At 57.8% G+C, this 23,754-nt stretch carries 25 protein-coding genes and 2 pseudogenes; 21 read left to right on the top strand and 6 right to left on the bottom strand.

The genetic code is table 11. The annotated features are described in order from the left end of the window. Positions 1 to 46: 46 nt before the first annotated feature. From IEC33019_RS14250 to IEC33019_RS14235, 4 genes are all read left to right on the top strand, one after another. Positions 47 to 637 carry a TetR/AcrR family transcriptional regulator gene (locus IEC33019_RS14250; RefSeq protein WP_003465041.1) on the top strand — a complete coding sequence of 197 codons (591 nt, stop codon included), beginning with the start codon at positions 47 to 49 and terminating at the stop codon, positions 635 to 637. Between the two features lie 90 nt (positions 638 to 727). Then, entirely contained in the window at positions 728 to 1,429 is a 702-nt protein-coding gene (locus IEC33019_RS14245; protein WP_003465039.1) for a cysteine hydrolase family protein, read from the top strand. Between the two features lie 54 nt (positions 1,430 to 1,483). After that, the gene (locus tag IEC33019_RS14240; protein WP_003465037.1) at positions 1,484 to 1,708 is read left to right on the top strand and encodes a DUF2798 domain-containing protein; all 225 of its coding nucleotides are present in this window, start codon (positions 1,484 to 1,486) and stop codon (positions 1,706 to 1,708) included. 280 nt (positions 1,709 to 1,988) lie between these two features. Next, positions 1,989 to 2,486, top strand: coding sequence for an extracellular solute-binding protein (locus IEC33019_RS14235; RefSeq protein ID WP_236248282.1), 498 nt, complete (start codon positions 1,989 to 1,991; stop codon positions 2,484 to 2,486). 158 nt (positions 2,487 to 2,644) lie between these two features. Here IEC33019_RS14235 and IEC33019_RS14230 read toward each other — a convergent pair whose 3' ends face one another. After that, entirely contained in the window at positions 2,645 to 3,571 is a 927-nt protein-coding gene (locus tag IEC33019_RS14230) for a LysR family transcriptional regulator (RefSeq protein WP_003464940.1), read from the bottom strand. A gap of 80 nt (positions 3,572 to 3,651) precedes the next feature. Here IEC33019_RS14230 and IEC33019_RS14225 point away from each other — a divergent pair, with 80 nt between their 5' ends. Continuing rightward, complete coding sequence (locus IEC33019_RS14225) at positions 3,652 to 4,974, top strand: MFS transporter (protein ID WP_049273832.1); 1,323 nt, start codon at positions 3,652 to 3,654, stop codon at positions 4,972 to 4,974. 26 nt (positions 4,975 to 5,000) lie between these two features. Next, positions 5,001 to 5,930, top strand: coding sequence for a carbon-nitrogen hydrolase family protein (locus tag IEC33019_RS14220; protein WP_003464945.1), 930 nt, complete (start codon positions 5,001 to 5,003; stop codon positions 5,928 to 5,930). Between the two features lie 363 nt (positions 5,931 to 6,293). Here IEC33019_RS14220 and IEC33019_RS14215 read toward each other — a convergent pair. Next, positions 6,294 to 7,190: pseudogene (locus IEC33019_RS14215) on the bottom strand (DEAD/DEAH box helicase); the annotation flags it as partial. A 117-nt stretch (positions 7,191 to 7,307) separates the two neighbouring features. Here IEC33019_RS14215 and istA point away from each other — a divergent pair. From istA to IEC33019_RS14180, 7 genes are all read left to right on the top strand, one after another. Then, positions 7,308 to 8,807 (top strand): IS21-like element ISPst3 family transposase, encoded by a 1,500-nt coding sequence (istA, locus tag IEC33019_RS14210; RefSeq protein WP_110992713.1) that lies wholly within the window; start codon positions 7,308 to 7,310, stop codon positions 8,805 to 8,807. Further along, a complete protein-coding gene (gene istB, locus IEC33019_RS14205; RefSeq protein WP_071890699.1) occupies positions 8,800 to 9,603 on the top strand; it encodes an IS21-like element ISPst3 family helper ATPase IstB in 804 nt (267 codons plus the stop codon). The genes istA and istB overlap by 8 nt, the downstream gene beginning before the upstream one ends. A gap of 354 nt (positions 9,604 to 9,957) precedes the next feature. Next, positions 9,958 to 11,079, top strand: a complete 1,122-nt coding sequence (locus IEC33019_RS14200) for an ISAs1-like element ISPa60 family transposase (protein WP_076611919.1) — start codon at positions 9,958 to 9,960, stop codon at positions 11,077 to 11,079. Positions 11,080 to 11,361: 282 nt separating this feature from the next. Next, positions 11,362 to 11,805 (top strand): peptide-methionine (R)-S-oxide reductase MsrB, encoded by a 444-nt coding sequence (msrB, locus tag IEC33019_RS14195; RefSeq protein WP_003464965.1) that lies wholly within the window; start codon positions 11,362 to 11,364, stop codon positions 11,803 to 11,805. A 1-nt stretch (position 11,806) separates the two neighbouring features. Then, a complete protein-coding gene (gene msrA / locus IEC33019_RS14190; RefSeq protein ID WP_003464967.1) occupies positions 11,807 to 12,346 on the top strand; it encodes a peptide-methionine (S)-S-oxide reductase MsrA in 540 nt (179 codons plus the stop codon). Positions 12,347 to 12,486: 140 nt separating this feature from the next. Continuing rightward, positions 12,487 to 13,191, top strand: coding sequence for a glutathione S-transferase N-terminal domain-containing protein (locus IEC33019_RS14185; protein ID WP_003464969.1), 705 nt, complete (start codon positions 12,487 to 12,489; stop codon positions 13,189 to 13,191). Next, entirely contained in the window at positions 13,188 to 14,156 is a 969-nt protein-coding gene (locus IEC33019_RS14180) for a magnesium and cobalt transport protein CorA (protein WP_003464971.1), read from the top strand. The genes IEC33019_RS14185 and IEC33019_RS14180 overlap by 4 nt, the downstream gene beginning before the upstream one ends. Positions 14,157 to 14,360: 204 nt before the next feature. On the opposite strand, the gene IEC33019_RS27560 is transcribed toward IEC33019_RS14180, so the two are convergent. After that, the gene (locus IEC33019_RS27560; protein ID WP_016487060.1) at positions 14,361 to 14,528 is read right to left on the bottom strand and encodes a hypothetical protein; all 168 of its coding nucleotides are present in this window, start codon (positions 14,526 to 14,528) and stop codon (positions 14,361 to 14,363) included. 75 nt (positions 14,529 to 14,603) lie between these two features. Between IEC33019_RS27560 and IEC33019_RS14175 the strand changes: the two genes are divergently transcribed. The 3 genes from IEC33019_RS14175 (at position 14,604) to IEC33019_RS14165 (ending at position 16,473) form a co-directional block, all read left to right on the top strand. Then, a complete protein-coding gene (locus tag IEC33019_RS14175) occupies positions 14,604 to 15,617 on the top strand; it encodes a zinc-binding alcohol dehydrogenase family protein (protein WP_002118279.1) in 1,014 nt (337 codons plus the stop codon). Positions 15,618 to 15,689: 72 nt separating this feature from the next. Further along, the gene (locus tag IEC33019_RS14170) at positions 15,690 to 16,121 is read left to right on the top strand and encodes a GlcG/HbpS family heme-binding protein (RefSeq protein WP_005006001.1); all 432 of its coding nucleotides are present in this window, start codon (positions 15,690 to 15,692) and stop codon (positions 16,119 to 16,121) included. A 58-nt stretch (positions 16,122 to 16,179) separates the two neighbouring features. Next, entirely contained in the window at positions 16,180 to 16,473 is a 294-nt protein-coding gene (locus IEC33019_RS14165) for a DUF1330 domain-containing protein (protein ID WP_010591688.1), read from the top strand. A gap of 325 nt (positions 16,474 to 16,798) precedes the next feature. On the opposite strand, the gene IEC33019_RS14155 is transcribed toward IEC33019_RS14165, so the two are convergent. Then, positions 16,799 to 17,269, bottom strand: coding sequence for a TlpA family protein disulfide reductase (locus tag IEC33019_RS14155; RefSeq protein ID WP_003464979.1), 471 nt, complete (start codon positions 17,267 to 17,269; stop codon positions 16,799 to 16,801). 467 nt (positions 17,270 to 17,736) lie between these two features. Here IEC33019_RS14155 and IEC33019_RS14150 point away from each other — a divergent pair, with 467 nt between their 5' ends. From IEC33019_RS14150 to IEC33019_RS14130, 5 genes are all read left to right on the top strand, one after another. Then, complete coding sequence (locus IEC33019_RS14150) at positions 17,737 to 18,339, top strand: sulfite oxidase-like oxidoreductase (protein ID WP_003464980.1); 603 nt, start codon at positions 17,737 to 17,739, stop codon at positions 18,337 to 18,339. Beyond that, positions 18,332 to 19,078: a ferredoxin reductase gene (locus IEC33019_RS14145; protein WP_002118292.1), complete on the top strand. Its 747-nt coding sequence runs from the start codon at positions 18,332 to 18,334 to the stop codon at positions 19,076 to 19,078. Before IEC33019_RS14150 ends, IEC33019_RS14145 begins: the two co-directional genes overlap by 8 nt. 453 nt (positions 19,079 to 19,531) lie before the next feature. After that, entirely contained in the window at positions 19,532 to 19,804 is a 273-nt protein-coding gene (gene grxC / locus IEC33019_RS14140; protein WP_005005995.1) for a glutaredoxin 3, read from the top strand. 67 nt (positions 19,805 to 19,871) lie between these two features. Continuing rightward, on the top strand, positions 19,872 to 20,153 hold the full coding sequence (locus IEC33019_RS14135) for a DUF427 domain-containing protein (RefSeq protein ID WP_003464986.1): 282 nt from the start codon (positions 19,872 to 19,874) through the stop codon (positions 20,151 to 20,153). Positions 20,154 to 20,322: 169 nt separating this feature from the next. Continuing rightward, positions 20,323 to 20,589 (top strand): hypothetical protein, encoded by a 267-nt coding sequence (locus IEC33019_RS14130; protein ID WP_003464988.1) that lies wholly within the window; start codon positions 20,323 to 20,325, stop codon positions 20,587 to 20,589. Between the two features lie 860 nt (positions 20,590 to 21,449). Here the strand turns inward: IEC33019_RS14130 and sdhC are convergent. After that, positions 21,450 to 21,824, bottom strand: coding sequence for a succinate dehydrogenase, cytochrome b556 subunit (sdhC, locus tag IEC33019_RS14120; RefSeq protein WP_005005993.1), 375 nt, complete (start codon positions 21,822 to 21,824; stop codon positions 21,450 to 21,452). A 480-nt stretch (positions 21,825 to 22,304) separates the two neighbouring features. Then, positions 22,305 to 23,576 (bottom strand): annotated as a pseudogene (locus IEC33019_RS14110) (IS4-like element ISPa1635 family transposase). Positions 23,577 to 23,754: the final 178 nt, after the last annotated feature.

The following is a 23,754-nucleotide window of genomic DNA, read 5'->3' as shown; positions in this document are numbered from 1 at the left end:
GACCAGTTAGTTTATTAAAACTTTCTCATCACTGGATGTCTCTGTCATGGCTCGCCCGGTCAACCTCGAAGTCAGATCCCGTTTGCTGTCGATTGGCCGCCAGGTGGTTCACAACCGTGGCTTCAACGGCTGCGGCGTCCAGGACATCACCGCCGCTGCCGAGATTCCCAAGGGCTCTTTCTACAACTACTTCGCCAGCAAGGAAGACTTCGCGGCAGAGATCCTCGAGGAATACTGGACCTCGATCGAAACCCGCCACGGGCCGATCTTCTACGACGCCCGGGTCAAGCCGCTGGAGCGCATCGGCCAGTTCTTCCAGGCCCTGGTGCTCGAGCACGGCGAGCATGAATACAGCCTGGGTTGCCTGATTGGCAACCTGTCCCTGGAAATGTCCAATGGCAGCGAACAAACCCGCAAGCGTCTGGCCGATGTGCTGGCGCGCTGGGAAGGTTTGCTCGCGAGCTGCCTGCGTGAAGCGCAGCAGCGCCGCGAACTCTCTGAAACTCACGACGCCGAAGCGCTGGCCAGTGTCATCGTCGAAGGCTGGGAAGGTGCGGTCATGCGCGGCAAGGTCCTGCGCGACGGTGCACCTCTGCAGCGTTTCGTATCGATGGTCTTGCCTCGGCTATTGGAGTGAGTTTTTTTTCCTCATTAATAAGACGACTGGTCATTTATATAAAGCAACATTCACGTCTCATCCACGCAAGCACCCAAGAGGTAAATCGTCATGAGCCATCTGTACGCCGACCCCGCCGAACCCGCACTGCCTGCCACTGGTTTCAAGCTCGACCTGAGCAAAGCCGCCCTGGTGGTCATCGACCCACAGAACGACTTCCTCAGCCCTGCCGGCGCCAGTTGGGCGGTGTTCGGTGAGAGCATCGTCGAGAACAACACCGTCGAAAACCTGGAAAAACTGTTCAAGGCCTTCAAGGCTCACGACCTGCCCGTGGCCGTGTCGCCACACTATTACTACCCGCACGACCACGACTGGCATTTTGGCGGTCCGCTGGAAAAGGTCATGCACAGCATCTGCATGTTCGATCGCAAGGGACCGAACACCCTGGAAAACTTCGAAGGCTCCGGCGCCGATTTCCTCGAGATCTACAAGCCGTACATTCTCGACGGCGAGACCATCATCGCCTCGCCGCACAAGGTCTACGGCCCGGAAACCAACGACCTGGCGCTGCAATTGCGCAAGAAAGGCGTGTCGCAGATCATCCTCGCCGGCATGGCGGCCAACCTTTGCGTGGAATCACACCTGCGCGAACTGCTCGAACAGGGCTTTGAAATAGTCGTGGTACGCGACGCCACCGCCGGCCCGCGCCTGCCGGATGGCGACGGCTACCTGGCGGCCATCATCAATTACCGCTTCCTCGCCCACGGGCTGTGGACCACCGAAGAGACTATCGCGCAACTGCAACCGGCTTGATCGTGCCCGAGCGGCCGGGCATCGCGCCCCCCCGCTCTTTCTCGAGAACCCCCGATGAAAATCCCCGCCCGTTATGAGCATTTCGTTTTCGGCGTCGTTCAATCCGGCCTGACCTGCGCGGTCGCGGCCGCCATCGCCACCACACCCCATGCGCTCGACCTGGCCTTTGCCGGCCGCTGGTTGAACGCGTGGGCGCTGTCGTGGGTATCGATGTTGCCGGTGGTGGTGCTGGCGGCGCCGATGATTCGGCGCGTGGTGAGGCGGATGACGGTGGGCTGAATGACTTGGCTATGACTCACCCAACACACCGCCATCGCGAGCATGCTCGCTCCTACCGGGGGCTTCGGGGCTGCTCGCGACAGGCGCGCAAGCCCGCACCCGACGCACGAAATACTGTGCCCGTTCGCATTTTCGCAATAAACCACTTTTCATCCGCGCATTTGTAGCCGCTTCGTTCACGGACAAGCCGGTACATTAGACCTCCATGGTCCCGCAGAGCGACCGACAACAAAACCTACAGCTCGCCCAAGAAAATCTGCCAACCATTCGGAGTCTTTCCATGAGCACATTGCGCACTACAGCTTTCCAACTCGCGAGTCTGGCCCTGTTCATCGGTAGCGCCACCCAGGCCATGGCCGAGGACATCACGTTCGTATCCCAGGGCGGTGCTTATCAGGAAGCCCAGAGCAAGGCGATCCTGGAGCCTGCGGCGAAAAAGCTCGGTCTGACGCTCAAACAGGACAGCTCGCCCAAGGCCTACCCGATCATCAAGACCCAGGTCGAGAGCGGCAAGGTCACCTGGGACGTGGTGGACCTGCCCACTGGCGACTGCATCCGTGGCGAAGCCGAAGGGCTGTTCGAGAAGCTCGACCTTGCGCTGATTCCCAATGCCGCGCAAATACCCGACAGCCTCAAGGACGAATACAGCGTCGGCTACATCAGCTACTCCACGGTGCTGGCGTATCGCACGGACGCGTTCAAAGGCGCGGACGTACCCAAGACCTGGGCCGACTTCTGGGACACCAAAAAAAACGGATCATGCGAAATCCTTCGTTGAGTTTGGCGCGGGTTTTTAGCAAATCAGCTGGCCCGCGATCCGGTTGAGAGTGATCCGAAGCGGTCCTTGACGACCGGCACAAATCGGTCAGAAGCGGTCGATGATTCCAATAAATCCGCCCCCTTTTTCCCGTAACTCCTGGCTACCTGCGACCAAGTCTAAGCAAGCTTCTGTGTCAGCTGCCCGATGAATAGCCGCAGCCATTCGTGCTGAGGCTTACTGTTCTTGGCAATGTCCCAAACCATGAAGCATCGAAATGATGGAACCGGAATCGGCGCCGGACAAATACTTAGCCGAGTCATGGCCGAATAGCTCTCGGCGGCGAACGTGGGAATTGTGGCTATCGCGCCGCTGCTGATCAACGTGGTGAGCGCGCCACTGAAGTGGGTGAATGAGGCTATAACACGCCTCGAATAGCCCGCCGCTTCGAACATGTCGTCGATAAAGCCGCGGCGGCCGTCATAGGAAACTCGCACATGGCTTGCCTCGAAGTACTCCTCCAGGCCGATAGGTGTGCCTGCGTTGTCTGCGCCAGGCAGGTACAAGCAGGAGTATGACGAGGAAAACAGCACCTTGGATGAATACCCGCTGCTGAAGTCTTTCGGCTCGCTGCAAATCACTAGATCCATGTCCGGATCTTGTAGCGACTGTTTCCACAGTGAGCTGTTGCTCTGATGGAACGAAAAGCTCACTCCCAGCCCCTGATCCGCTGCGGCGTTAACGATCCGCGGAGCGAGATAGGCCTCAATATCATCGGACAGACCGATGTTGAAAATGTAGCTCGAGTCGTGTGCGGAGAAATCCGGCTCTGCCCCAAGCACGCCTGAGATAGACGTAAGGGCCTCGGCGATCTTCGGCGCCAGCTCCATCGCCCTACGGGTTGGCTGCATTCCGGAAGCGGTGCGGATAAAGAGCTCATCTCCGAAATGCTCACGCAAACGACGCAACGCCGAGCTAACTGCCCCCTGGGTCACATGCAGCATGGCCGAGGCTCGGGTGGCACTGCGCTCGGTCATCAGGCAGTGGAACGTCAGCAGCAGGTTCAGATCAATTCTCGAGATATTACGTACACTAATCCGGCTCATATTTTCTAATCGTTTGCTCTGCGGCCGAGAGGATTCATAGTCTGCTGCCCATACACACCTAAGAAAAGCTGGGGAGCACCGTGGACGCAATTAATAAAAAAGTAAATCCAAGCAGTATCCATACCAAGGGTGAGCAGTCAGACATTCGCAAGCGTGCAATCGCGGTGGGTATCGGCAACTTCATGGAGTGGTTCGACTTCGCCATCTACGGCTACTTCGCTGCCGTGATCGGTATGTTGTTCTTCCCCTCTAGCGCCCCAGGTGTATCGCTGCTGTCGTCGCTGGCAGTGTTCGCCGTAGGCTTCGTATCGCGACCATTTGGAGCATTGATTCTGGGGCCCATCGGTGACCGCCTCGGTCGCCGCGCGGTGCTTATCATCACTGTCTTCGGTATGGGTGTGTGCACCACGATCATCGGACTTTTGCCCACCTATGAGGCAATCGGTATCGCTGCACCTGTCTTGCTGATCGTCATGCGTTTCGTGCAAGGCATGATGGTAGGGGGCGAATGGTCTAGCGCAGGTATCTACATCGTAGAGAGTGCTCCGTCCAACCGCCGCGCGACGGCAGCCAGCGTTATCACTGGAACGGCTGGCTTGGCCTTCTTGTTTGGTACGTTCACCGCCGCGAGCCTCACCTCAACACTCGATGACCAGCAACTGGCGTCCTGGGGCTGGCGGATCCCATTCGTTGCCTCCATCGTGATGACCGGTATCGCCATCTTCATCCGCCGGAAGCTGGGTGATACCCCCGTGTATGAAGAGCTGGTACGTCAACGCGATTCACAACAGTTCGAAGCACCGAGCAAGTCTGTACACCGTCGCGCCTTCATCACTACTTTCGCCTTCTCAGCGCTGTTCGGCGTCTCGCTCTACTACTTCATCACCTACGCCAATAACCACCTGGTCACTACCGTTGGGCTACCACGAAGCAATGCACTATGGCTGTGCAGCATCGCGCTGGTTGTCTATGTCATTGCCAATCCACTGATCGGCCGGCTCAGCGACAGCATCGGGCGACGCAAGCTGCTGCTCAGTGCTGCTGCCGCACTCTCTGTACTGGCCTATCCAATCTTCCTGCTGCTCAACACCGGCAACCCAGTGGCAATCCTCGCAGGATTGATCGTTCTGGGACTACTTGTGGCTGTAACTGCGGTGATGGATGTGGTGCTGCTGGTTGAAGTCTTTCCAGCGTCCATCCGCTCCACGGGAGCAGCGCTCGGTCACAACCTGGCCCTGGCGACACTCGCAGGCCCAGGCCCCTTCATTGCCGCCGCCCTGATTAGCCAGGCTGGCGACGCGAACATCCCTGCCGCCTATCTAGCAGCCGTCTCGCTGGCATGCCTCATCGTGCTGTGGAAGACCTTGCCGGAAACCCGCGACAACGACATCACACGTTTCTAGGTTCTTACTGCCCTCAGGAGTTTTTCATGACCAAAATTGCAGTCATCCAGGCCGCCTCTGTTCCTTATGATCCTGCAGCCAGCGTTGAAAAGGCTTCCACAATTCTGCGGCGCGTAGCAGATCAAGGTGCAAGGCTGGCCGTATTCCCTGAAGCGTTCATTGGCGGATATCCCAAGGGGATAGCTTTCGGTAGCGTAGTGGGTAATCGCAGCATCAGCGGGCGTGAGCTGTACCAACGCTATGTCGATGGGGCTGTGACGCTGGATGGGCCGGAACTGGCATTGCTTGCTGAAAGTGTCGAGCACACAGGGGTTACCACTGTGATTGGTGTAATCGAGCGCTTCGGTCGCACCCTTTACTGCACCGCGGTCACCATCGCCCCAGGCCGGGGTATTGCCGGTTACCACCGCAAGCTGATGCCCACCGGCCAGGAACGACTAATTTGGGGCTTCGGTGATGGCTCGACAATCGAGCCTGTAGAAACTGATTTTGGCGTCCTGGGGAGCGTGATTTGCTGGGAGAACTACATGCCAGCACTACGCCAGGCCATGTATGCCCAGGGTGTTCAGATCTACTGCGCCCCGACAGCAGATGACCGTCCGTCCTGGGCCAGCTCCATGGTGCACATTGCTCTTGAAGGGCGTGTTTATGTGTTGTCAGCCTGCCAGGCAATCCGTCTTGGTGAATACCCACAACAGCACCGCGATGCATTCGGCCTGGAGTTCAACGAGGACGATTACGTGATGCGAGGGGGCAGCATGGTTGTAAGTCCGCTCGGAGAAGTACTGGCAGGGCCGGTGTTCGACTGCGAGACAGAAATCTATGCAGACCTCAATATGGATCTGCTTAGCCAAGCCAACTTGGACTTTGATGTCGTCGGCCATTATGCCCGGCCGGACATCTTTGAACTCAAGGTGAACATTGCCCCGCAGGCCCCGGTAACCCTGGAGCGATAAGTAGAGCCTGTTTAGTGAAATCCTCCCTTTGACCGTCCAGTTTGGGCATGACTGCTTTAGGGATAGAGCCGCCGCAAGGCGGCTTTTTATTGCTGGCCAGGTTGTTGCCGCCATTTCCTGTGTAGCGAGGGCTTAGGCCCAAACCGATTTGCCAAGACAGATAACTCACCGACTTAACGTCCGCTTGTGGCACAAAGCGGACCAGCTATCGGCCAAGAGATGCCTTTCGCGAATAGCTGAACGCCCCGAGAGCGCATTGGGCCGCTCGGCGCGGAATTGGTGAAAGGCTGGTGACTGGCCTGTGTTGGCTCGGTCAGACTTCGGGCAGCCTCACCCTAGTTGGGGCTAACTGCTTACCGACCATCAGAGGCAAGCCAACAACAACTGCCGATAGTGCTGAGAAAAACTGACCTGATAGCTCGGCTCAGCAGCAAAATCCCCCAGCGAGTAGGCACCCGCCAAACCTGCACCAAGACTTTGCCCGGCCTCGCCTCCACCGCAGCCATCGATATCGCAGGTAGCCCCCATCCCACCAGCCATCGAACCAGAAGAGGCAGCGGGCATCTTCACCCGGCTCAGCACTGCCAGGTCATCCGGCAGATCATCCGCAATGCGCTCCGCAAAGCGCCGCAATGTTGGCTCCGCCAGCATGAACAGCCAAGCCTGATCATCGGACTCGCCCATCCGCCGCAGCACGCGCCCCAGGACTTGCCGGTAGTGCAGCTCAGTACGGATGCGGCTGAGGTAGCAGCACACCTGCAGGCGGGGGATATCCGTACCCTCGCTGATCATCCCAACAGCGACGATCCAGCGGCAATCACTGTGCCTGAACGCATTGATCACCTGTTGGGCATTCGGAGTCCGGTTGGTCACTACGCGGCAACCTTCCCCGCTGGCTTCCAGAGCCTGGACAATCTGCTGGGCGTGCTCAATATCGGTGGCGACCACCAGGCCGGCTGCATCCGGCTTGATCTGGCGAAGCTCATCCAGCTTGGCGCATCCCAGGCCGAGCAGTTGGTCGATCACCTCGTCATGGCGCAACAGCTCTTCGAAGGTGACGGGGGATTCACCAAGCAGCTTGGCGATGCTGGGGAACAGCCTGACGGTGCTCTCGGTCTCCAGTTCTTCAGTTAGCTTCACCTTCTGGTTATCGAGAAGGACGATGCGGGGCGCGCGGCACACCCCGTCGGCAATGGCCTCCCTCAGGCCATAGCGGTAGTCGCAGATCAGGTGTCCCTCGGGGGACGAGTAGCGGGCCAGGGTGTTGCCGCTGACCGAAAACTGACCCAGTAGAGGCTGTTCTGCCGACTGAAAACTGACCCAGGTGTTCAACTGCTTCTGCTCAATTTTTGAGCAGGAGAACACAGGGTGATCAGTATGGAAATGATGGGCAAAATTCGGCGGATGTATTTCCGCGACAAGCTGTCGCTGCATGAGATAGCCAAGCGCACCGGGCTGGCGCGCAACACGATTCGCAAGTGGGTCAGAGCACCTGAGGCCAAGCAGCCGGTGTACCAACGCCGCGCGATCTTTAACAAACTCAGCCCTTTTCACGCCACGCTAGAGCAGGCGCTAAAAGCCGATTCGCTGCGCCCCAAGCAACAGCGGCGCAGTGCCAAGGCGCTGTTGGCGCAAATCAAAGCCGAAGGTTATGACGGTGGCTACAGCCAGCTCACCGCGTTTATCCGTGCCTGGCGAGGGGGACAGGGCAAGGCGTCGCAGGCCTTTGTGCCGCTGACCTTTGCTCTTGGCGAGGCGTTTCAGTTTGACTGGAGCGAGGAAGGCTTGCTGGTCGGCGGCATTTACCGGCGTATGCAGGTGGCACATCTGAAGCTGTGTGCCAGCCGTGCGTTCTGGCTTGTGGCGTATCCGAGCCAGGGCCATGAGATGTTATTTGACGCCCATACACGCTCGTTCGGCGCCTTGGGCGGCGTGCCGCGCCGGGGCATCTACGACAACATGAAGACGGCCGTCGACAAGGTCAATAAGGGCAAAGGCCGGGCGGTGAATGCACGCTTTGCGGTGATGTGCGCGCATTACCTGTTCGATCCGGACTTCTGCAACGTCGCCGCTGGTTGGGAAAAGGGCATCGTTGAAAAGAACGTGCAAGACAGCCGCAGGCGTATCTGGCTAGACGCCCAGGACTGCCAGTTTCACTCCTTCGAGGAACTCAATGCCTGGCTGGGCCAGCGCTGCCGCGCGCTTTGGAACGAGCTGACGCACCCTCAATACAGCGGGCTGAGTGTGGCCGAAGTGCTGGAGTTGGAGCGCGCTGAACTGATGCCTGTGCCAGCGCCATTCGACGGTTACGTCGAGCGGCCTGCGCGGGTCTCCAGCACCTGCCTGGTCAGCGTCGGGCGCAACCGCTACTCGGTGCCGTGTGAGTACGCGGGTAAGTGGGTCAGCAGCCGTTTGTATCCGACGCGAATCGAGGTGGTGGCTGACGACGCGCTGATCGCCAGCCATGTCCGCTTGCTGGATCGCGACCAGGTCAGCTATGACTGGCAGCACTACCTCCCGCTGATCGAACGCAAGCCCGGTGCGCTGCGCAACGGCGCGCCCTTTGCTGATCTGCCGGCGCCGCTGCGTCAGCTTAAGCACGGTCTGGGGCGTCATGCCGGCGGTGACCGGATCATGGCGCAAGTCCTGGCTGCCGTACCGGTCGCCGGACTCGATGCCGTGCTGGTAGCCGTTGAGCTGGTACTGGAGAGCGGCAGCCTGAGCGCCGAACACATCCTCAATGTCGTGGCACGGCTGACAGCATCCGAACCACCACCCAGCGTCGAAACCCACTTGTCGCTCAAGGAAGCCCCCGTCGCTAACACGGCGCGCTACGACCGCCTGCGTGGCCAGGCCGAGGAGGTCGGTCATGCGTGATTTGATGGCGGAACTCAAGGAGCTGCGCCTGCACGGCATGGCCACGGCCTTGGCGGAGTTAACTGCACAGGGTGAGTCGAACACAGCCTCGTCCAAGTGGCTGCTCGAACACCTGCTGGAACAAGAGCACACAGATCGCGCCATGCGCTCGGTGAGCCACCAGATGAACATGGCCAAGCTGCCGATGCACCGCGATCTGGCCGGCTTCGACTTCAGCGCCTCCAGCGCAGACGCTCGTTTGATCAGCGAACTGGCCAGTCTGGCCTTTACCGACACCGCGCAGAACGTGGTGCTGATCGGTGGGCCTGGCACCGGTAAAACCCACCTGGCCACTGCGCTGGCCGTGTCCGGCATCACCCGGCACGGCAAGCGCGTGCGCTTCTACTCCACGGTCGATCTGGTCAATCTGCTGGAGCGCGAAAAGCACGACGGCAAAGCCGGGCGGATCGCCCAAGCTCTGCTGCGCATGGATCTGGTCATCCTCGACGAACTGGGTTATCTGCCCTTCAGCCAGGCCGGCGGTGCGTTGCTGTTTCACCTGCTATCCAAGCTGTACGAACACACCAGCGTGGTGATCACCACCAACCTGAGCTTCGCCGAATGGTCGAGCGTGTTCGGCGACGCCAAGATGACCACCGCCCTGCTGGATCGGCTGACCCACCACTGCCACATCGTCGAAACCGGTAACGAGTCCTATCGCCTGCAACACAGTAGCTTGGCGGCCCAGGCCAAGATCAAATCACGGGAGCGAAAGCGTAAGGGCGGCCAGGAACCGGAGGACGATGAGCCGTTCTGATTTCATGGCGACGACGGCCTGCTACATGGCTGCGTGTGGCAGGTCTTAAACAACTGAACTGGGCTAGCGAAGGAGTGGGGGCAACAGCAGCTGCGCTGGTAGACTTATCCACAGTTGCTGGTAACAAAATCAGCAATCCGCCCTGGGTCAAATTTCAATCGGCAGGGTGGGTCAATTTTCCATCAGCGCCAACACACTAAGCAACCATCAGAAAATTTTGACTGTACGCCAAAAAATTCGCATCTACCAGCATCTAAACAGGCGTTGCAGGGCAATCGCATGAACGCCTGCCGATTTGAATGAGTCCTTTCCCAGCGGGCATCCTGAGCGCCTCTCTACTCAGGATGCCCTGCAATGTCGCATCACATACCAATCTCCGATGTTCTGGTCGCCATCAATGATCCCCGTCAGCAGGGCAAGATTCGTCACGACCTGGTCGAAACACTGGTCGTGGCTATCTGCGGCGTGCTTGCCGGCGCTGACACCTTCATCGAAATCGAACTCTGGGCTGAGCAGCGGCTGGACTGGTTCCGCCGTATTCTGAAACTACCCCACGGCATTCCCTCACACGACACCTTTGGACGGCTATTCAGCCTGATCGATCCAGAGGAGTTCGAGCAGGCCTTCCGCTGTTGGGTTGCGGCGATCCTACCGGCCCTTTCTCCGCAAGTGGTTGCCCTAGACGGCAAGACCAGTCGCCGCTCCGGCAAGAAAAACACGGCCCCGTTGCACCTGGTCAGCGCTTTTGCGGCTGATTCAGGGCTGATTCTCGGGCAGAGGGCGACCTCCCAGAAGTCCAACGAGAAGACCGCCATTCCTGAGCTGCTGGCCACACTGGCGCTTGAGGGCTGCACCGTGACGATCGATGCCATGGGTACCCAGCCGGACATTGCACAGGCCATTCTCGATCGCGGGGCGCACTATCTGCTGGCCATCAAGGGAAACCAGCCGAAGCTGGCCGAAGCGATCGATGACTTCGCTGACACCTTTTTGGACGGCGATCCTGCCCGGGTACCCCATGCGCACTTCGAGCATGTCGAGAAGGACCATGGCCGGCTGGAGGTTCGTCGCAGCCATGTTTTCGACCAACTCCAGTGCCTGCCACAGCCAGAACGCTGGCCAGGACTGCGCACTTTCGTGATGCTGGAGTCCGAGCGGACTGTGGGCAACCAGACCAGCCTGGAGCGCCGTTACTACATCAGCAGTCTTGCTCCGGATGCAGAGCGCATCGCACATGCCATCAGGGCGCACTGGGGCGTGGAGAACCGCGTCCACTGGTGCATGGATGTCATTTTTGGTGACGATCAGATGCGGATCCGAACCGGGCATGCTGCCCACAACATGGCCGTTCTCAAGCAACTTACATTGAATTTGATCCGGTTGGATCCGGTCAAGCGCAAGGGTGGCATCAAGGCACGAAGGCTGATTGCTGCAACCTCTGATGATTATCGGGCTGAACTATTAGGTCTCAGGTGAGCTTCATGCGATTGCCTTGACAGGCGTTGTTGATTATCATAAAACACTGACACTGTATTATATAATCGTGCTTTTGTGTTATTTTTTTAATATTTACTGATTACGTACTTGCTTAACCACTCAGTTGCGCTAGAACTAATAGACGCGAAATTTAAATCTCTAATTTTCCAACACTTAGTAAAACCTCGTTTGCCATCCCACTACCATTGTAGGAGCAAATCAGGAGACATAAAAAATTAGCGGTAGCGTGCCTGGCCCTCTAGATAAGTATTGGAGACTGTAATGAAGTTTGAAAAGTCACAGACAGCAATCGACCACCTGACTCCCGAGCAACACCGAATTACCCAGGAGGCGGGCACCGAAAGGCCCTTCACGGGCGAGTACAACGACAACAAGGAGCCTGGCATCTACGTCGACATAGTGTCGGGAGAGCCACTGTTCGCTTCGACGGACAAGTTCGATTCGGGTACTGGCTGGCCCAGCTTCACCAAGCCGATCGTTTCGGCAAACGTGAACGAGGTGCGGGACAGCGCACACGGCATGGTCCGGACGGAGGTCAGGTCAGTACACGCAGACAGTCATCTCGGCCATGTGTTCCCCGATGGTCCTTCCGACCGCGGCGGTCTGCGGTACTGCATCAACTCAGCGTCCCTTCGCTTCATCCCGCGCGACGAGATGGAGTCCGAGGGATACGGTGAATATCTCGATCAAGTAGAGGAGGCTTAACATGCATCAGCGCGCTGTTCTCGCAGGAGGATGTTTCTGGGGCATGCAGGATCTGATCCGCAAGCGGCCCGGCATCATCTCGACCCGTGTGGGTTACACGGGCGGCGATATTCCGAACGCCACGTATCGTAATCACGGCACGCATGCCGAGGGGATCGAGATTGTCTTCGACCCGACAGTGACGAGCTACCGGAACATCCTGGAATTCTTCTTCCAGATCCACGATCCGACGACGCTGAACCGCCAGGGCAATGATCGTGGGCTCTCCTACCGGTCGGGCATCTATTATGTCGACGAGGAGCAGAAGCGCGTCGCCGAGGATACGATCGCCGATGTGGATGCCTCGGGGCTGTGGGATGGCAAAGTGGTGACCGAGGTCCAGCCGGTCGGCGAGTTCTGGGAGGCCGAGCCCGATCACCAGGATTATCTGGAGAAGCGCCCGGGCGGCTACACCTGCCACTTCGTCCGTCCCGGCTGGGTGCTTCCGAAGCGCCAAAAGGTTGACGACGTACAGCCAGCGGCCGGGACCGCGGCGGAATAGGCTTCACTGCCGTTGCCACTGCGCCGATCCGGTCCGCAATCTTCGTGACCGCGTCGTTCAGCGACGCGGTCATCGAACCCTACTTCAGAGTGACGGCTCGTTCCAGTCAGTCGCCATCGCAACACCAGGATCGCAGATTTATGCCAGACCTCTCGTCCTTTCCGATCACGCAGCGCTGGCCGGCATCTCATCCCGATCGCCTGCAACTCTACGCAGCCCCTACGCCCAATGGCGTCAAGGTCTCGATCATGCTTGAGGAGACTGGCCTGGCGTACGAGCCCCACCTGATCGACATCTCGAACAACGAGTCGAAGGATCCGGCGTTCGTGTCGCTGAACCCGAACGGACGCATACCGGCGATCATCGATCCGGCTGGCCCTGACGGTAGACCCATCGCCTTATGGGAATCCGGTGCGATCCTCCTCTATCTGGCCGACAAGACGGGTCAGTTCATCTCCACCGAACCAGGCCAGCGTTACGAGACCCTAGCGTGGGTGTTCTTTCAGATGTCGGCCATCGGGCCGATGTTCGGTCAGCTCGGCTTCTTCCTGCGATTTGGCGGCAAGGACTATGAGGACAAGCGGCCGCAACAGCGCTTTATCGACGAATCCACGCGTCTGCTGGGGATTCTGGATCGCCGGCTGGAAGGCCGCGACTGGATCGTCGACGACTATTCGATCGCGGACATCGCGACGCTCGGCTGGGTGAATGCGCTGGTGGAATTCTACGCTGCGGGTGACATCCTTGGCCTCAGCAGCTTTTCGAACGTCCGCGCATGGCTTGGACGCGGGCTGGCTCGACCGGCCGTCCAGCGTGGCCTCCACATTCCCGCGAGGCCAGCATGAGCATCATCGCCGCCTATTATTACAACGAAGGCAAGCGAGTTCGCGAAATCGCGCTCGATGAGCACGTCAAGTTGGGCGAGAGTCGCTCGGGCTTCTGCTGGATCGCGCTTAGCGAACCCACCCCCGAGGAACTACTCGCGATCCAAAGGACATATAATCTTCATCCGTTGGCGATCGACAACGCGATGCACCCGCTGTGCCCGCCCAAGCTCGAGGTCTACAACGATGAGTTGTACGTCGTCGCGCAGACCGCCGAGCTGGTCGGCGACCGGATCAGCTACGGCAAGATGGCGATCTTCACCGGTCACAATCACCTTATCACCGTGCGGCACGGCAATGCCGGAGCGCTGGGCAAACTTCGGGAGCAACTCGAGGCATCGCCGACGCAGTTCGGCAAGGGTGTCGACTATGTGCTGCACGCGATCTTGCATCGCGTGGTCGACCAGTATCTGCCCATCTTCGAAATGATCGAGGACGACGTCCTGGCGATGGAGCGACGGTCGCTGCACGATTTCCTCGGGCCAGAAGAGGTGGCGCGAATCTTCGAACTAAGGTCCGAACTCACGCGGTTCCAGCGCACGCTCGGGGCTATGGCCGAGCTGGTGCGAAAGCTCGTTCGCGGCCACTTTCCCTGCATCAGCGCCGAAATGACACCATATTTCCACGACGTCGCGGACCATGTCCACCGCGTGCAGTCCATGGTCGACGGCCTCCTGCTTGTCCTGTCCACGGTCTTTGAGGCCAGCAGCCTTCTTGAAGCGCAAAGGACGGGGGTGATCACCCGCCAGCTGGCGGCTTGGGCGGCAATACTGGCAGTCCCGACGGCGATCGCTGGAATATACGGCATGAACTTTAAGCACATGCCGGAGCTGGACACGGCCTACGGATACTTTGTCGTGCTCGGAGTGATAGCGATATCGTGCGTTTTCCTATTTGTGCGCTTCAAGAAGGCTAAGTGGCTGTGAATACTGCCCATCGTTTTCTTCGCCGTCATCTGACGGTTACAGCGGGCCTTATACGGAAGCTTGTCCAATCCAACTCAAGATGAAGGTGCGTCCATGACATAGCAGCTGACCGACGCTCTACAAGCAGTTCAGTCCTTCATCGCCAAGGGCTAAGACCGCGAATAGCGCGTCAAGGACAGCAATCTCGTCGATCTCGAGCCAGGATCAACCATCGGTCCGTGCGGCATCTGCGTCGACGCGGCGTTTCGCCTCGGAAGCGGTGATGATGGCGATAACGCCTCCACCCTCTACGCGATCACCGATCCGGCGACCGAGCATAAGGGCCTGTTGATCGACGTGTTCGATGAAATCTGCTACCGCGACCCAGTTCAAGAGTCGGGACCTCAATGTAGAAGAAGTTGACTAACGAGCATTCGCGTCATCCGATCAAGCAAGCTGGAGACATTTATGAAAGCCATTGGTTACAAGGTTCCGGGACCCATCGCCGCGGATGCCGCGCTGGTCGACATCAATCTGCCTCGGCCTGTCGCTGCAGGATACGATATCCTGGTTGAGGTGAAGGCCGTCTCGGTCAACCCGGTCGACTACAAGGTCCGCAACAGCACGCCGCCGGCAGATGGCGATTGGAAGGTGCTGGGATGGGATGCCGCCGGGATTGTGCGCGAGGTCGGCCCCGACGTCACGCAGTTCGAGTTAGGCGACGAGGTCTATTATGCCGGATCGATCACACGGCCCGGTACCAATGCGGAGTTCCATCTCGTCGACGCCCGGATTGTCGGTCACAAACCTGCGTCGCTCTCCTGGGCGGAAGCGGCGGCGCTGCCGCTGACGACGTTGACGGCCTGGGAGGCGATGTTCGACCGCCTGGACGTGGCGAAGCCCGTACCCGGTGCGGCGGAGGCGATCCTCATCATCGGTGGCGCGGGCGGGGTTGGGTCGATCGCCGTCCAGATCGCGCGACAGCGCACGGACCTCACCGTCATCGCCACAGCCTCTCGACCGGAAACCCAAGAGTGGGTAAGAGGGCTTGGAGCTCACCACGTCATCGACCATTCTCGTCCGCTCGCGCCACAGATCGCCGAACTCGGCATCGGTGCTCCCGCTTTCGTCTTTTCGACCACACATACCGAGCAACATGTCGCCGACATCGCCGAACTGATCGCCCCACAAGGACGGTTCGGACTGATCGACGATCCCAAGGCATTCGATATCATGGTTTTCAAGCGCAAGGCGGTGTCGATCCACCACGAGCTGATGTTCACGCGGTCGATCTACGGCACGCCCGACATGAATGAGCAGGGCGAGATTCTGGATGCGATGGCAGCGCTGGTTGACGACGGCAAAATCCGCACGACGCTGACCCGGCGACTGTCGCCGATCAATGCCGCCAATCTGAAGACGGTGCATGCACTGATCGAAAGTGGCGCGGCTAAAGGCAAGATCGTCCTCGAAGGCTTCTAACGACCGCGATCGCCAAACATCTTGTCCAACCTCAAAAAGCCGAACGGGTTATGCCCCAGCGATGAGAATCCCATGACCAAATCTATTGCCACCGCCTCGATCAACCGCGAAACCGCAGTCGCCCTCATCGACGCGGCGCTCGCTGCGGCCCGTGCCATCGGCATCCCGGCTGCCGTCGCCGTCGTCGACGCCACCGGTAACCTGCGCGCGTTCGAGCGCACCGACGATGCGCCGTTCCTTACCGTCGATGTTGCCATCGACAAGGCCTGGAGTTCCGCCTCGTTTGGGTTCCCGACCCATGTCTGGAACGACTATGTGACCAACGATCCAAAAGTGGCGCCGCTAGCCTATCGCCCTCGGATGGTCGCTGTCGGCGGCGGTTATCCGATTCTGGAGGATGGGAAGTTGATCGGCGGCATAGGCATCTCCGGAGGCAACTATCAGCAGGATCAGGATGCGTGCGTCGAGGCACTCATGAAAATCGGGTTCCAGTTGCCAGCCTGACGACTGTGAGGCCATCACCGGTGGTAATGGCCAACAGATCCAACCTTTGAGAGGCCTAATGATGGAAGCGTTCGTCGTCTTTACGCGGGAAGAAACCAGCGACCCACATGCACTCGCAACCTATTCTGCAGGCGTCGGACCATCGTTCGATGGTCACGACGTTACCTTTCTCGCCGCTTATGGCGCGATCCAGCATTTGGAGGGGCCGCCCATCGAAGGGGCCGTAATCTTGCGTTTCCCGACGATGCAGGCCGCTCGCGACTGGTATGACAGTCCCGCCTACCAAACCATCGCTGCTCAACGCTTTGCCGGTTCCCGTTACCGCGCCTTTATCATTGAAGGGCGGCGGTGACATACCGACAGAAGCACTTCGGCGCTGACCACGAGGTATCGGCGTGTGAACTCGCATCTTGGGAATCTGTGGGGGGGACCAAGACAGCGGCGCTAGGGGCTCATATCGTCGATCGGATCAGAGAGTTGCTCGGCGAGAATGGGTTATCTATTGCCGAGCTGACGGAGCGGAGCCGCCCTCTCCCAACGGATTGATTCAATCGTTGACGCTCCTCCTATCCGGATCCGGGTTTTCGCACGCTGATCAACAGAGTTACAGCGCGCAACGCCTGTAGTGGGCATCAGGGGATGGGTGGCAATCAGGATGATTGCCCACCTTCCAACGATTAACCTTGCTCAAGTTGCTTCACTAGTCGCTCCGCGTCGAGATGGAAGTCCGAGAAAACAATGCTACCGCCAGCGTCGATAACCGTAAACCACGGAGTTCCTCGTGTGCGGTAGTCTTCCATGAAGGTTGGAAACGGCGAGCCGGTCGGTTGCTCGTCGTGACCGAAAACGATAGGAAGCTCATACTTGAGCTGGTTCACGCGCAACTTCTCGAAGGTATTCTCATGCGTTCCTTCGAAGACGGTCTGGATCACTGCGAACCCCACGTCTTTTGAGCTCAACGCTGCATGCAACTTTTGTAGCGTCGGAAACCCATGCAAATGGCAACCTTGGCACCAATGCTGGAAGGCAAACAAGATTTTCGGGCCGGGCCCGATATCTGACAGTTTGAACGGCGCGATACTTTCCCCATCTTTGCCAATCCATTTTTGCACCCGCAGCTCAGGCGCTTGTCGTTCGATCTCGTTCATCTGATCCTCCAACCCCGATACAGAAGCTTAGTGGATGATCGCGCGTCGCGACGGTGCGCGAACGTCCGACCTTATTTTCCCTATTTCCTGAAGCCAGAATAGATCAGATCGACATTTCGTCCTTAATATACTCAAGCTGCCGGCGAGCGCGAACTGGGCAACCATGCGCTGGTGAGCCTTGAGCTTTGCACGCTGCCCATCCGTTTGAGAGCGAACCTGCAACTTCCGCTCCGCATACCGCAGATCAGCGTACGCAGCCTTGGGGTTATCTACCCTATAGCCATTGGGTATTGGGAATCATGCTGGCCTGACGCTATGTTCGATACGCGATTTTTTACGATGATAGAGCATCTGTATCTGATTTTTAGTCGATTGGCTTATTCGGCGGATGTGCGGGCAAATGCTTTACGCAGAGTACTGAAATGAAGGCCGGCTTCGGTCTGCCGTATCGAGCAAGAGGGGTCACTATGGTCACCAGAGGTTTCACCGGTCGCGGTTCAGGCGACCAGTCCGATCGGATTCCGCCAGGTCAGCATCTGGTGGAGGATTTCCCTGTTCTGTCGGCCGGCCCTACGCCGAGGGTAGAGCCCTCCGACTGGAAATTCACAGTCAAAATTGGTCCGAAGCCCGTCAAAACGTGGAATTGGGGCGAATTCAACACTCTACCAAAGACCCAGGTGACAAAGGATATTCACTGCGTCACCTCTTGGTCCAAACTGGATACCGTTTGGGAGGGTGTACTCATTGAAGACATCCTTGCAGATGCAGAGCTTGATCGGCCTACCGATTTCGTCTTGGCGCACTGCTACGATAATTATTCGACAAACGTCCCTCTGACGGATCTGCTTTCCGGGAAAGCGATGGTCGCCCTCAGTTATGCGGGCAAGCCACTTTCCCGCGATCATGGGGGGCCGGCGCGTCTTCTAGTGCCGCACCTTTACTTCTGGAAATCCGCCAAATGGGTGAATGCGCTGCAATTCACGACGCGTGACGAGGCCGGCTTTTGGGAGCTGCACGGCTATCACATCTACGGCGATCCGTGGCGCGAACAACGATACACCCATGACTGAAAACGAAGCGCAAGTCCGTTCGTGGCAATCATGCGTGATCGACGACATCATCCAGCAAACACCGAGTATCAAGAGCTTCTTCCTTCGGTTGAGCAAGCCGTTCGCGCACACCGCAGGTCAGCACGTCGATATCCGGCTGACCGCGCCCGACGGCTACAGTGCAATGCGCAGCTACTCGATCGCGTCATCGGCAGTTTCGACCCCGATCGTCGAGATAGCTATCGAGCGCATGCCGGATGCCGAAGTTTCGCCGTTTTTTCACGACATCGCGGCGATTGGTGACGAAATCGAAGTTCGCGGTCCGCTCGGTGGCCATTTCCTTTGGCCTGAGCCTGCCATAGATCCGGTTCTGTTGATCGGGGGAGGCTCCGGCCTCGTGCCGTTGATGGCAATGATCCGGCAGCGCCGCGCATTGGCCCAAGCCGTTCCGACAGCGTTGCTCCTGTCCGCACGAACCGCCGAGGACGTTCTCTTCTCAGAAGAACTTCATTGCATCGAAATCAGCGATCCGGCGTTCGTCCTGGCGCTCGCGATTACGCGCGAGAAACCGGTTCGCGCATCGGACTTTGCGCGACGGATCGACGGCATGATGGTCCAAGAAATTCTAACCAGGCTTCAGGGAAAGCCGACGCAAGTGTTCGTCTGCGGGTCTAACGGATTCGTCAACATCGCAACCGATAGCGCGCTGCTGGCGGGCTTGGACGCCTCCATCATCAAGACGGAGCGCTACGGGGGCTAGCGGCGCGAGCTATCTCACGTCGCGCCGATCGTAGACGTGCGCCCTGGGAAGCTTTGGCGATCAACGTGAACCGTTTTGCCGAACACAGTCTTCGTACCCCCCGGCCTCTAGAACGCCTTCGCTCGCGATACCTGGCTCGACATCAAGCTCAATTTGAAAGTTCCTGCACTATCCGTCGTCCTGATATGCTCGACCAGCATGATGGGCGATTCGAGCGGGACCGCTTCCGTCCCAATCGAGGCTCGGTTACCTTAGAGCATCGGCTCGGCGCTACAGGAGGCGCGTGCGGCCTCTGCCTGGCGGTGAAAGCACTTTGGGCCATGTCGCCTGGATAGCGGCCAATCGTCAGCATCTGCTCCGATGTCGGCCAAGGTGCAGTCGCCATCTTTGAACGCCGCGAATTGGAGATCAACGCCATGACAGCGATCCGCGTGCAACTGCCGGAGATGCAATATGACAACTGATGTATTGCTGTACACCACGAATTGGTGCCCGTTCTGCCGCCGAGCGAAGGCGCTCCTCAAGGAAAAGGGCGTGCGATGGAAGGAGCTCGATATTGAGGCGGATCCGGCTCACCGGCAGGCCATGGCGGAAGCGTCGGGGCGAAGCTCCGTGCCGCAGATCTTCATCAATGGCACCCTTATCGGTGGCTCCGATGAGCTATTCGCGCTCGATGTCAGAGGCGAGCTCGACAAACTTCTCGGACGCAACCCGCCTGCCACCTGAGGAGGTGCGGCTTGGGGCAGCCAGCCCGCGAGCCTTCGCCGGTTGATGAATACAAAAGGAGAGTCCGTTGGTCTCAGCCATCTGGAAAGACACTACTATCGCCACAAGCGACGAAACAGTCATCGTCGAGGGAAATCACTACTTCCCACCGTCAGGAGTCGACCTGAGCCTGCTTGAGATGAGCCCGCACACATCTGTCTGTCCGATCAAAGGCGCCGCGCGCTTCTTTCATGTTCGCGCGGGTGACGCGCTCAACGTGAACGCCGCTTGGACCTATCCCGCCCCCACTCCGGATGCCGAGGGTATCCGGGATTACATCGCTTTCTGGAAAGGCGTGGACGTTGCCTAGCAGACTGGACGGACGACTTCGCTGATAGCCATGCGGGCGCCGACATCTCAATTATCCTGCCCACCCCGGGCCTCGTCGGCTGCAGGAATCTGCCCGGCACCTTAGCGCGACCCGGCACTGGCGGTCTCGCACCCGCCGCGCCTCTGTTCTATCAATAAGGATGGATGACATGGAGCATTCCGAGTTCGATGCCGCTTTCGCGAAGCTTGCGGAGGGATACAGAGAAGGGACTTATGAAGGCCGGCGTTTCAGCTTGATCGTCCGGCGATCTGGGGACGGACGTCGCAACAGTCTGTTCGCCAGGGAGTTGGACGGGACTGACATTGTCAGCTTCAACCTCTTCCGCGTTACATCAGATAGGACATTGTTGAAGCCGTGCGAAATGTCCGCCGAAAAGGTCGTAGCGTTCGTGCTGGAGTTCCGACCGGACACCTGACGGGCAGAAGAAGATCCCGGCCAACCGGCGCGCCTGCGACGGCCGGCTATCTAAGGCTGCGCAAGCCTATAGCCGCAGCTCATTGCACTTCGTCTGGCGAGGAATTCAACATCGATACGTCGCCATCCGCGGGGATATCGGTACAGGCGCCCGTGTAAGCCAGATTGAGAAATCCTAAGCGATGACTAACACCAATGACGCCACCCTTCCGACACATTCTATTCTTGAGGAATGCACAGCGATGGCTGTCGTCAACGCTCTGAAGATTATTCTGAAGAACAGCTACGCGATCTACCTTAAGACAAAAAATGCCACTCGGGCGCATCCCGCCCCTACTTCAGGGACTTTCACTTGCTTCTCGCTCTGTCACTCACAGCATCGGCACGCCCATGACGCATGGTATCCAGGCCTCATAATTTTCCCATATAACCTTCTTGTCTTTTGCGCACCCAGAAAGACTCGAGGCTTTAACTGGACAGATGAGCCCTCGAGGGTAGTGTTCACCTGATTGGCTTTCTCATATCTGATGTTGATTCGCACAGTGTGCCAACCAGGTGATAGTTTCAAAAAACCTGCGCTTCAGAGCGAATTAGACGATCTTCGATAAGAGCGATCCGCCTCAAAATCCAAAACATCTAACATTGTCCTAGAGCCATATTTGTACCTAGTACTATGGCGCTCCCATTAACACATTTGATGATGCACAGAAAACTTAGCTCATGATAGCTTTCAGCTAACAGCTATTCGGAAGCCCGAAAGGATTCAACCGTTTAAGCGTGAACCGTCGATTATAAATACTTTCGTAAGTTAGCTTTAAAGGACGCTTTTAGTCCTTGTAAATACGCATTACGACTCCACAGCTACCAAATCCATACGGCGCCAGCAACCATTAAAACACCCGACACTACTAAAACAATAGTAGAGGCGCGATTGCTGCCTTTCAAAGTATGACCAACACCCACATCCATAACTAGGTGTCGAATTCCGGCTACGAGATGATAAATAAATGAAGAGTATACCAACCAGAAACTAACTTTGCCGAAAGGTGAAGAAAAAATCTCCTTGACTTCATTAAAACCCTTTTCTGACTCCAACGATTTGCTCAGCATATACAGTATCAGTCCCAGAAAAATAAAGAGCATAATTCCTGAAATCCGGTGCAGAATCGATGTAAGCGCCGTGAGAGGAAGCTGAATGGTTCGAATATCAAGATTAACCGGCCGCTTTTTATTCATTTTGACTCCAGTCAACAATTCTAGTGGGGGATTTCAGTTTTCGATCTCATTCATCATAGCAGCTGTAACTAAGGCTGGCGGCGACAATAATGGAGATATTCGGGGCTTACGTTGCATTTTGAGGTCGCAAGTGCATGTGCGTAAATTGAAGCAAATTGCAAGGTTATGCCCAATAGGTAGCTAGCTTATTAATTTAACAAAAGTGACGTGTGTCGTTCTGCAGGGCATGCTGTTCCCCCAATGTCATCAACCTAAGCTGCAGCCCTGCCCAAGGCAAGCCCCCCGAAGCAGCCAGCCGCCATGGCCGTCGGGCGATGACCAGGCCTCTGCCGCTCAATCAGGCGGTCTAACTGGGCTGGCGGTGATGTGATCATCGTCTGTTCCGGCTGTCTAGGCGAGATTTCTCGTTCTCCGGACGAGCCTATGCCGACCGCTTGTGGCCAGCTTTTTTTTGCACGGAGGTTGGGCGGTGGTGTTTCTTCAGCGCGTCGGTTTGTAGCCCTCACAACCTCGGCTGGCTGCGCGTTTGCGTTGGCGCGCAAAGCTACGGCCTGAGCGTACGGCACTGAGGCTTTTAGCCATCAAGGCCAGCACATTGCTCAGCCCCTGAGCACAGTGCCGCACCAGCAGCTCGACCAGGGTATTTTTGAGCCGTGACACGCCTTGGGTGAAGTTGACTTTCCATCGCAGCTTGCGGCCTTTGTGGCGCTGTTCGATGACTGGCTGTAGCAGGTGCTGCATCAACAGCGCCAGGTTCTTCAACAGTTGAGCGGCATGAAAGTCCTGCTTTACAGCGGTCACGCTGCGGCCGCTGAAGTTGTCCAGCGTCAGGGTTTGTTTGAGGCGACGGAAGTCGGTTTCGATGCCCCAGCGGCGGTGGTAAAGCTCGGCAAACACCTCAGCGGGAAAGGCTTCTCGATCCAGCAACGAGGTCAGCAATACCTCGCTTTCGCCGTTGGCCAACTCGACCCGGATCAGTCTCAGCTCGATCTGGCTGGCAGGATCAACGCCAGCCTCGGAGCAGAACAGACGTGCTTCAGGATGGTTGGCCACGAAAAGCTGTGTGTCTTCAACTTGGCCAGAGTGTAGAAACGCTTTGACCTGGGCGTTATAGCCACAGGGCAGGCGCATCAGAAAGTGCCGCTGTTGCTGCGCGAACAGCGCGAATAACCAGTGCCCAGGGTAACCACGGTCAAACAGCGTCAGGCTGTCAGCCGGCAGGTGCTAAAGGTGCAGATGGGCACAGTCGCGCTCGCCGACGGTCAGGGGCACGATCAGGCTATGCAGGGTTTGACCGTCAGCGACTTCGTAGAGTGTGGACAAGCGAGCCATGGGAAAGCCAGAGTGACTGCCAAAGAAGGTCGCCATGGTCGACTCCAGGGGTAAATGCACGGTCGAGCCATCCACCGCGAGCACCCTCAGCCCACGCCACTTCTGGCGCAGCCCGAAGCAGTCAATTTGTTGCTGCAGGAGGCGATTGAGACTTTCAAATACCTCGGGGTTGAGCTTTTTGCGCGCTTTGCAGAAGGCCTGCGCAGTGACCATTTGCGTCTCAGTCGACGCCTGATTGAGTACGCGATAGAACTGATCGAGTTCGGTTTGCAGGGCCGTGCGCGGCTGATTGAGCAGGAACAGGACGAGGTTCTTGAAGGTGAGCTGGCGTCGGCGGGTAAAGTCTTGAGGATTCTGGCGGTGGGCGGCGATGAAGGCGGGACAATCGAGCGGACTGGTTACTTTTTGTACAATTTTCAAACCAGGGCTTGGCTGGCGGTGTCAAGCGATGCGGTATAGGTAGTCAAAAGGGCTTCTCCCATGCACTGATTTGAGCGCTAATTATATGATATTTATGGATAATTTCCAAAGTTGATGACATTGGCTGTTCCCCAACCCTGGAAAACCTATCCTCTTTAACACGTCAAAGTCGATTGAT

The sequence above is a fragment of the Pseudomonas putida genome (assembly GCF_002741075.1).
Taxonomy (GTDB): domain Bacteria; phylum Pseudomonadota; class Gammaproteobacteria; order Pseudomonadales; family Pseudomonadaceae; genus Aquipseudomonas; species Aquipseudomonas putida_T.
The sequence above is the reverse complement of the archived record's forward strand: the minus strand, read 5'-3'. Positions and strand labels throughout refer to the sequence as shown.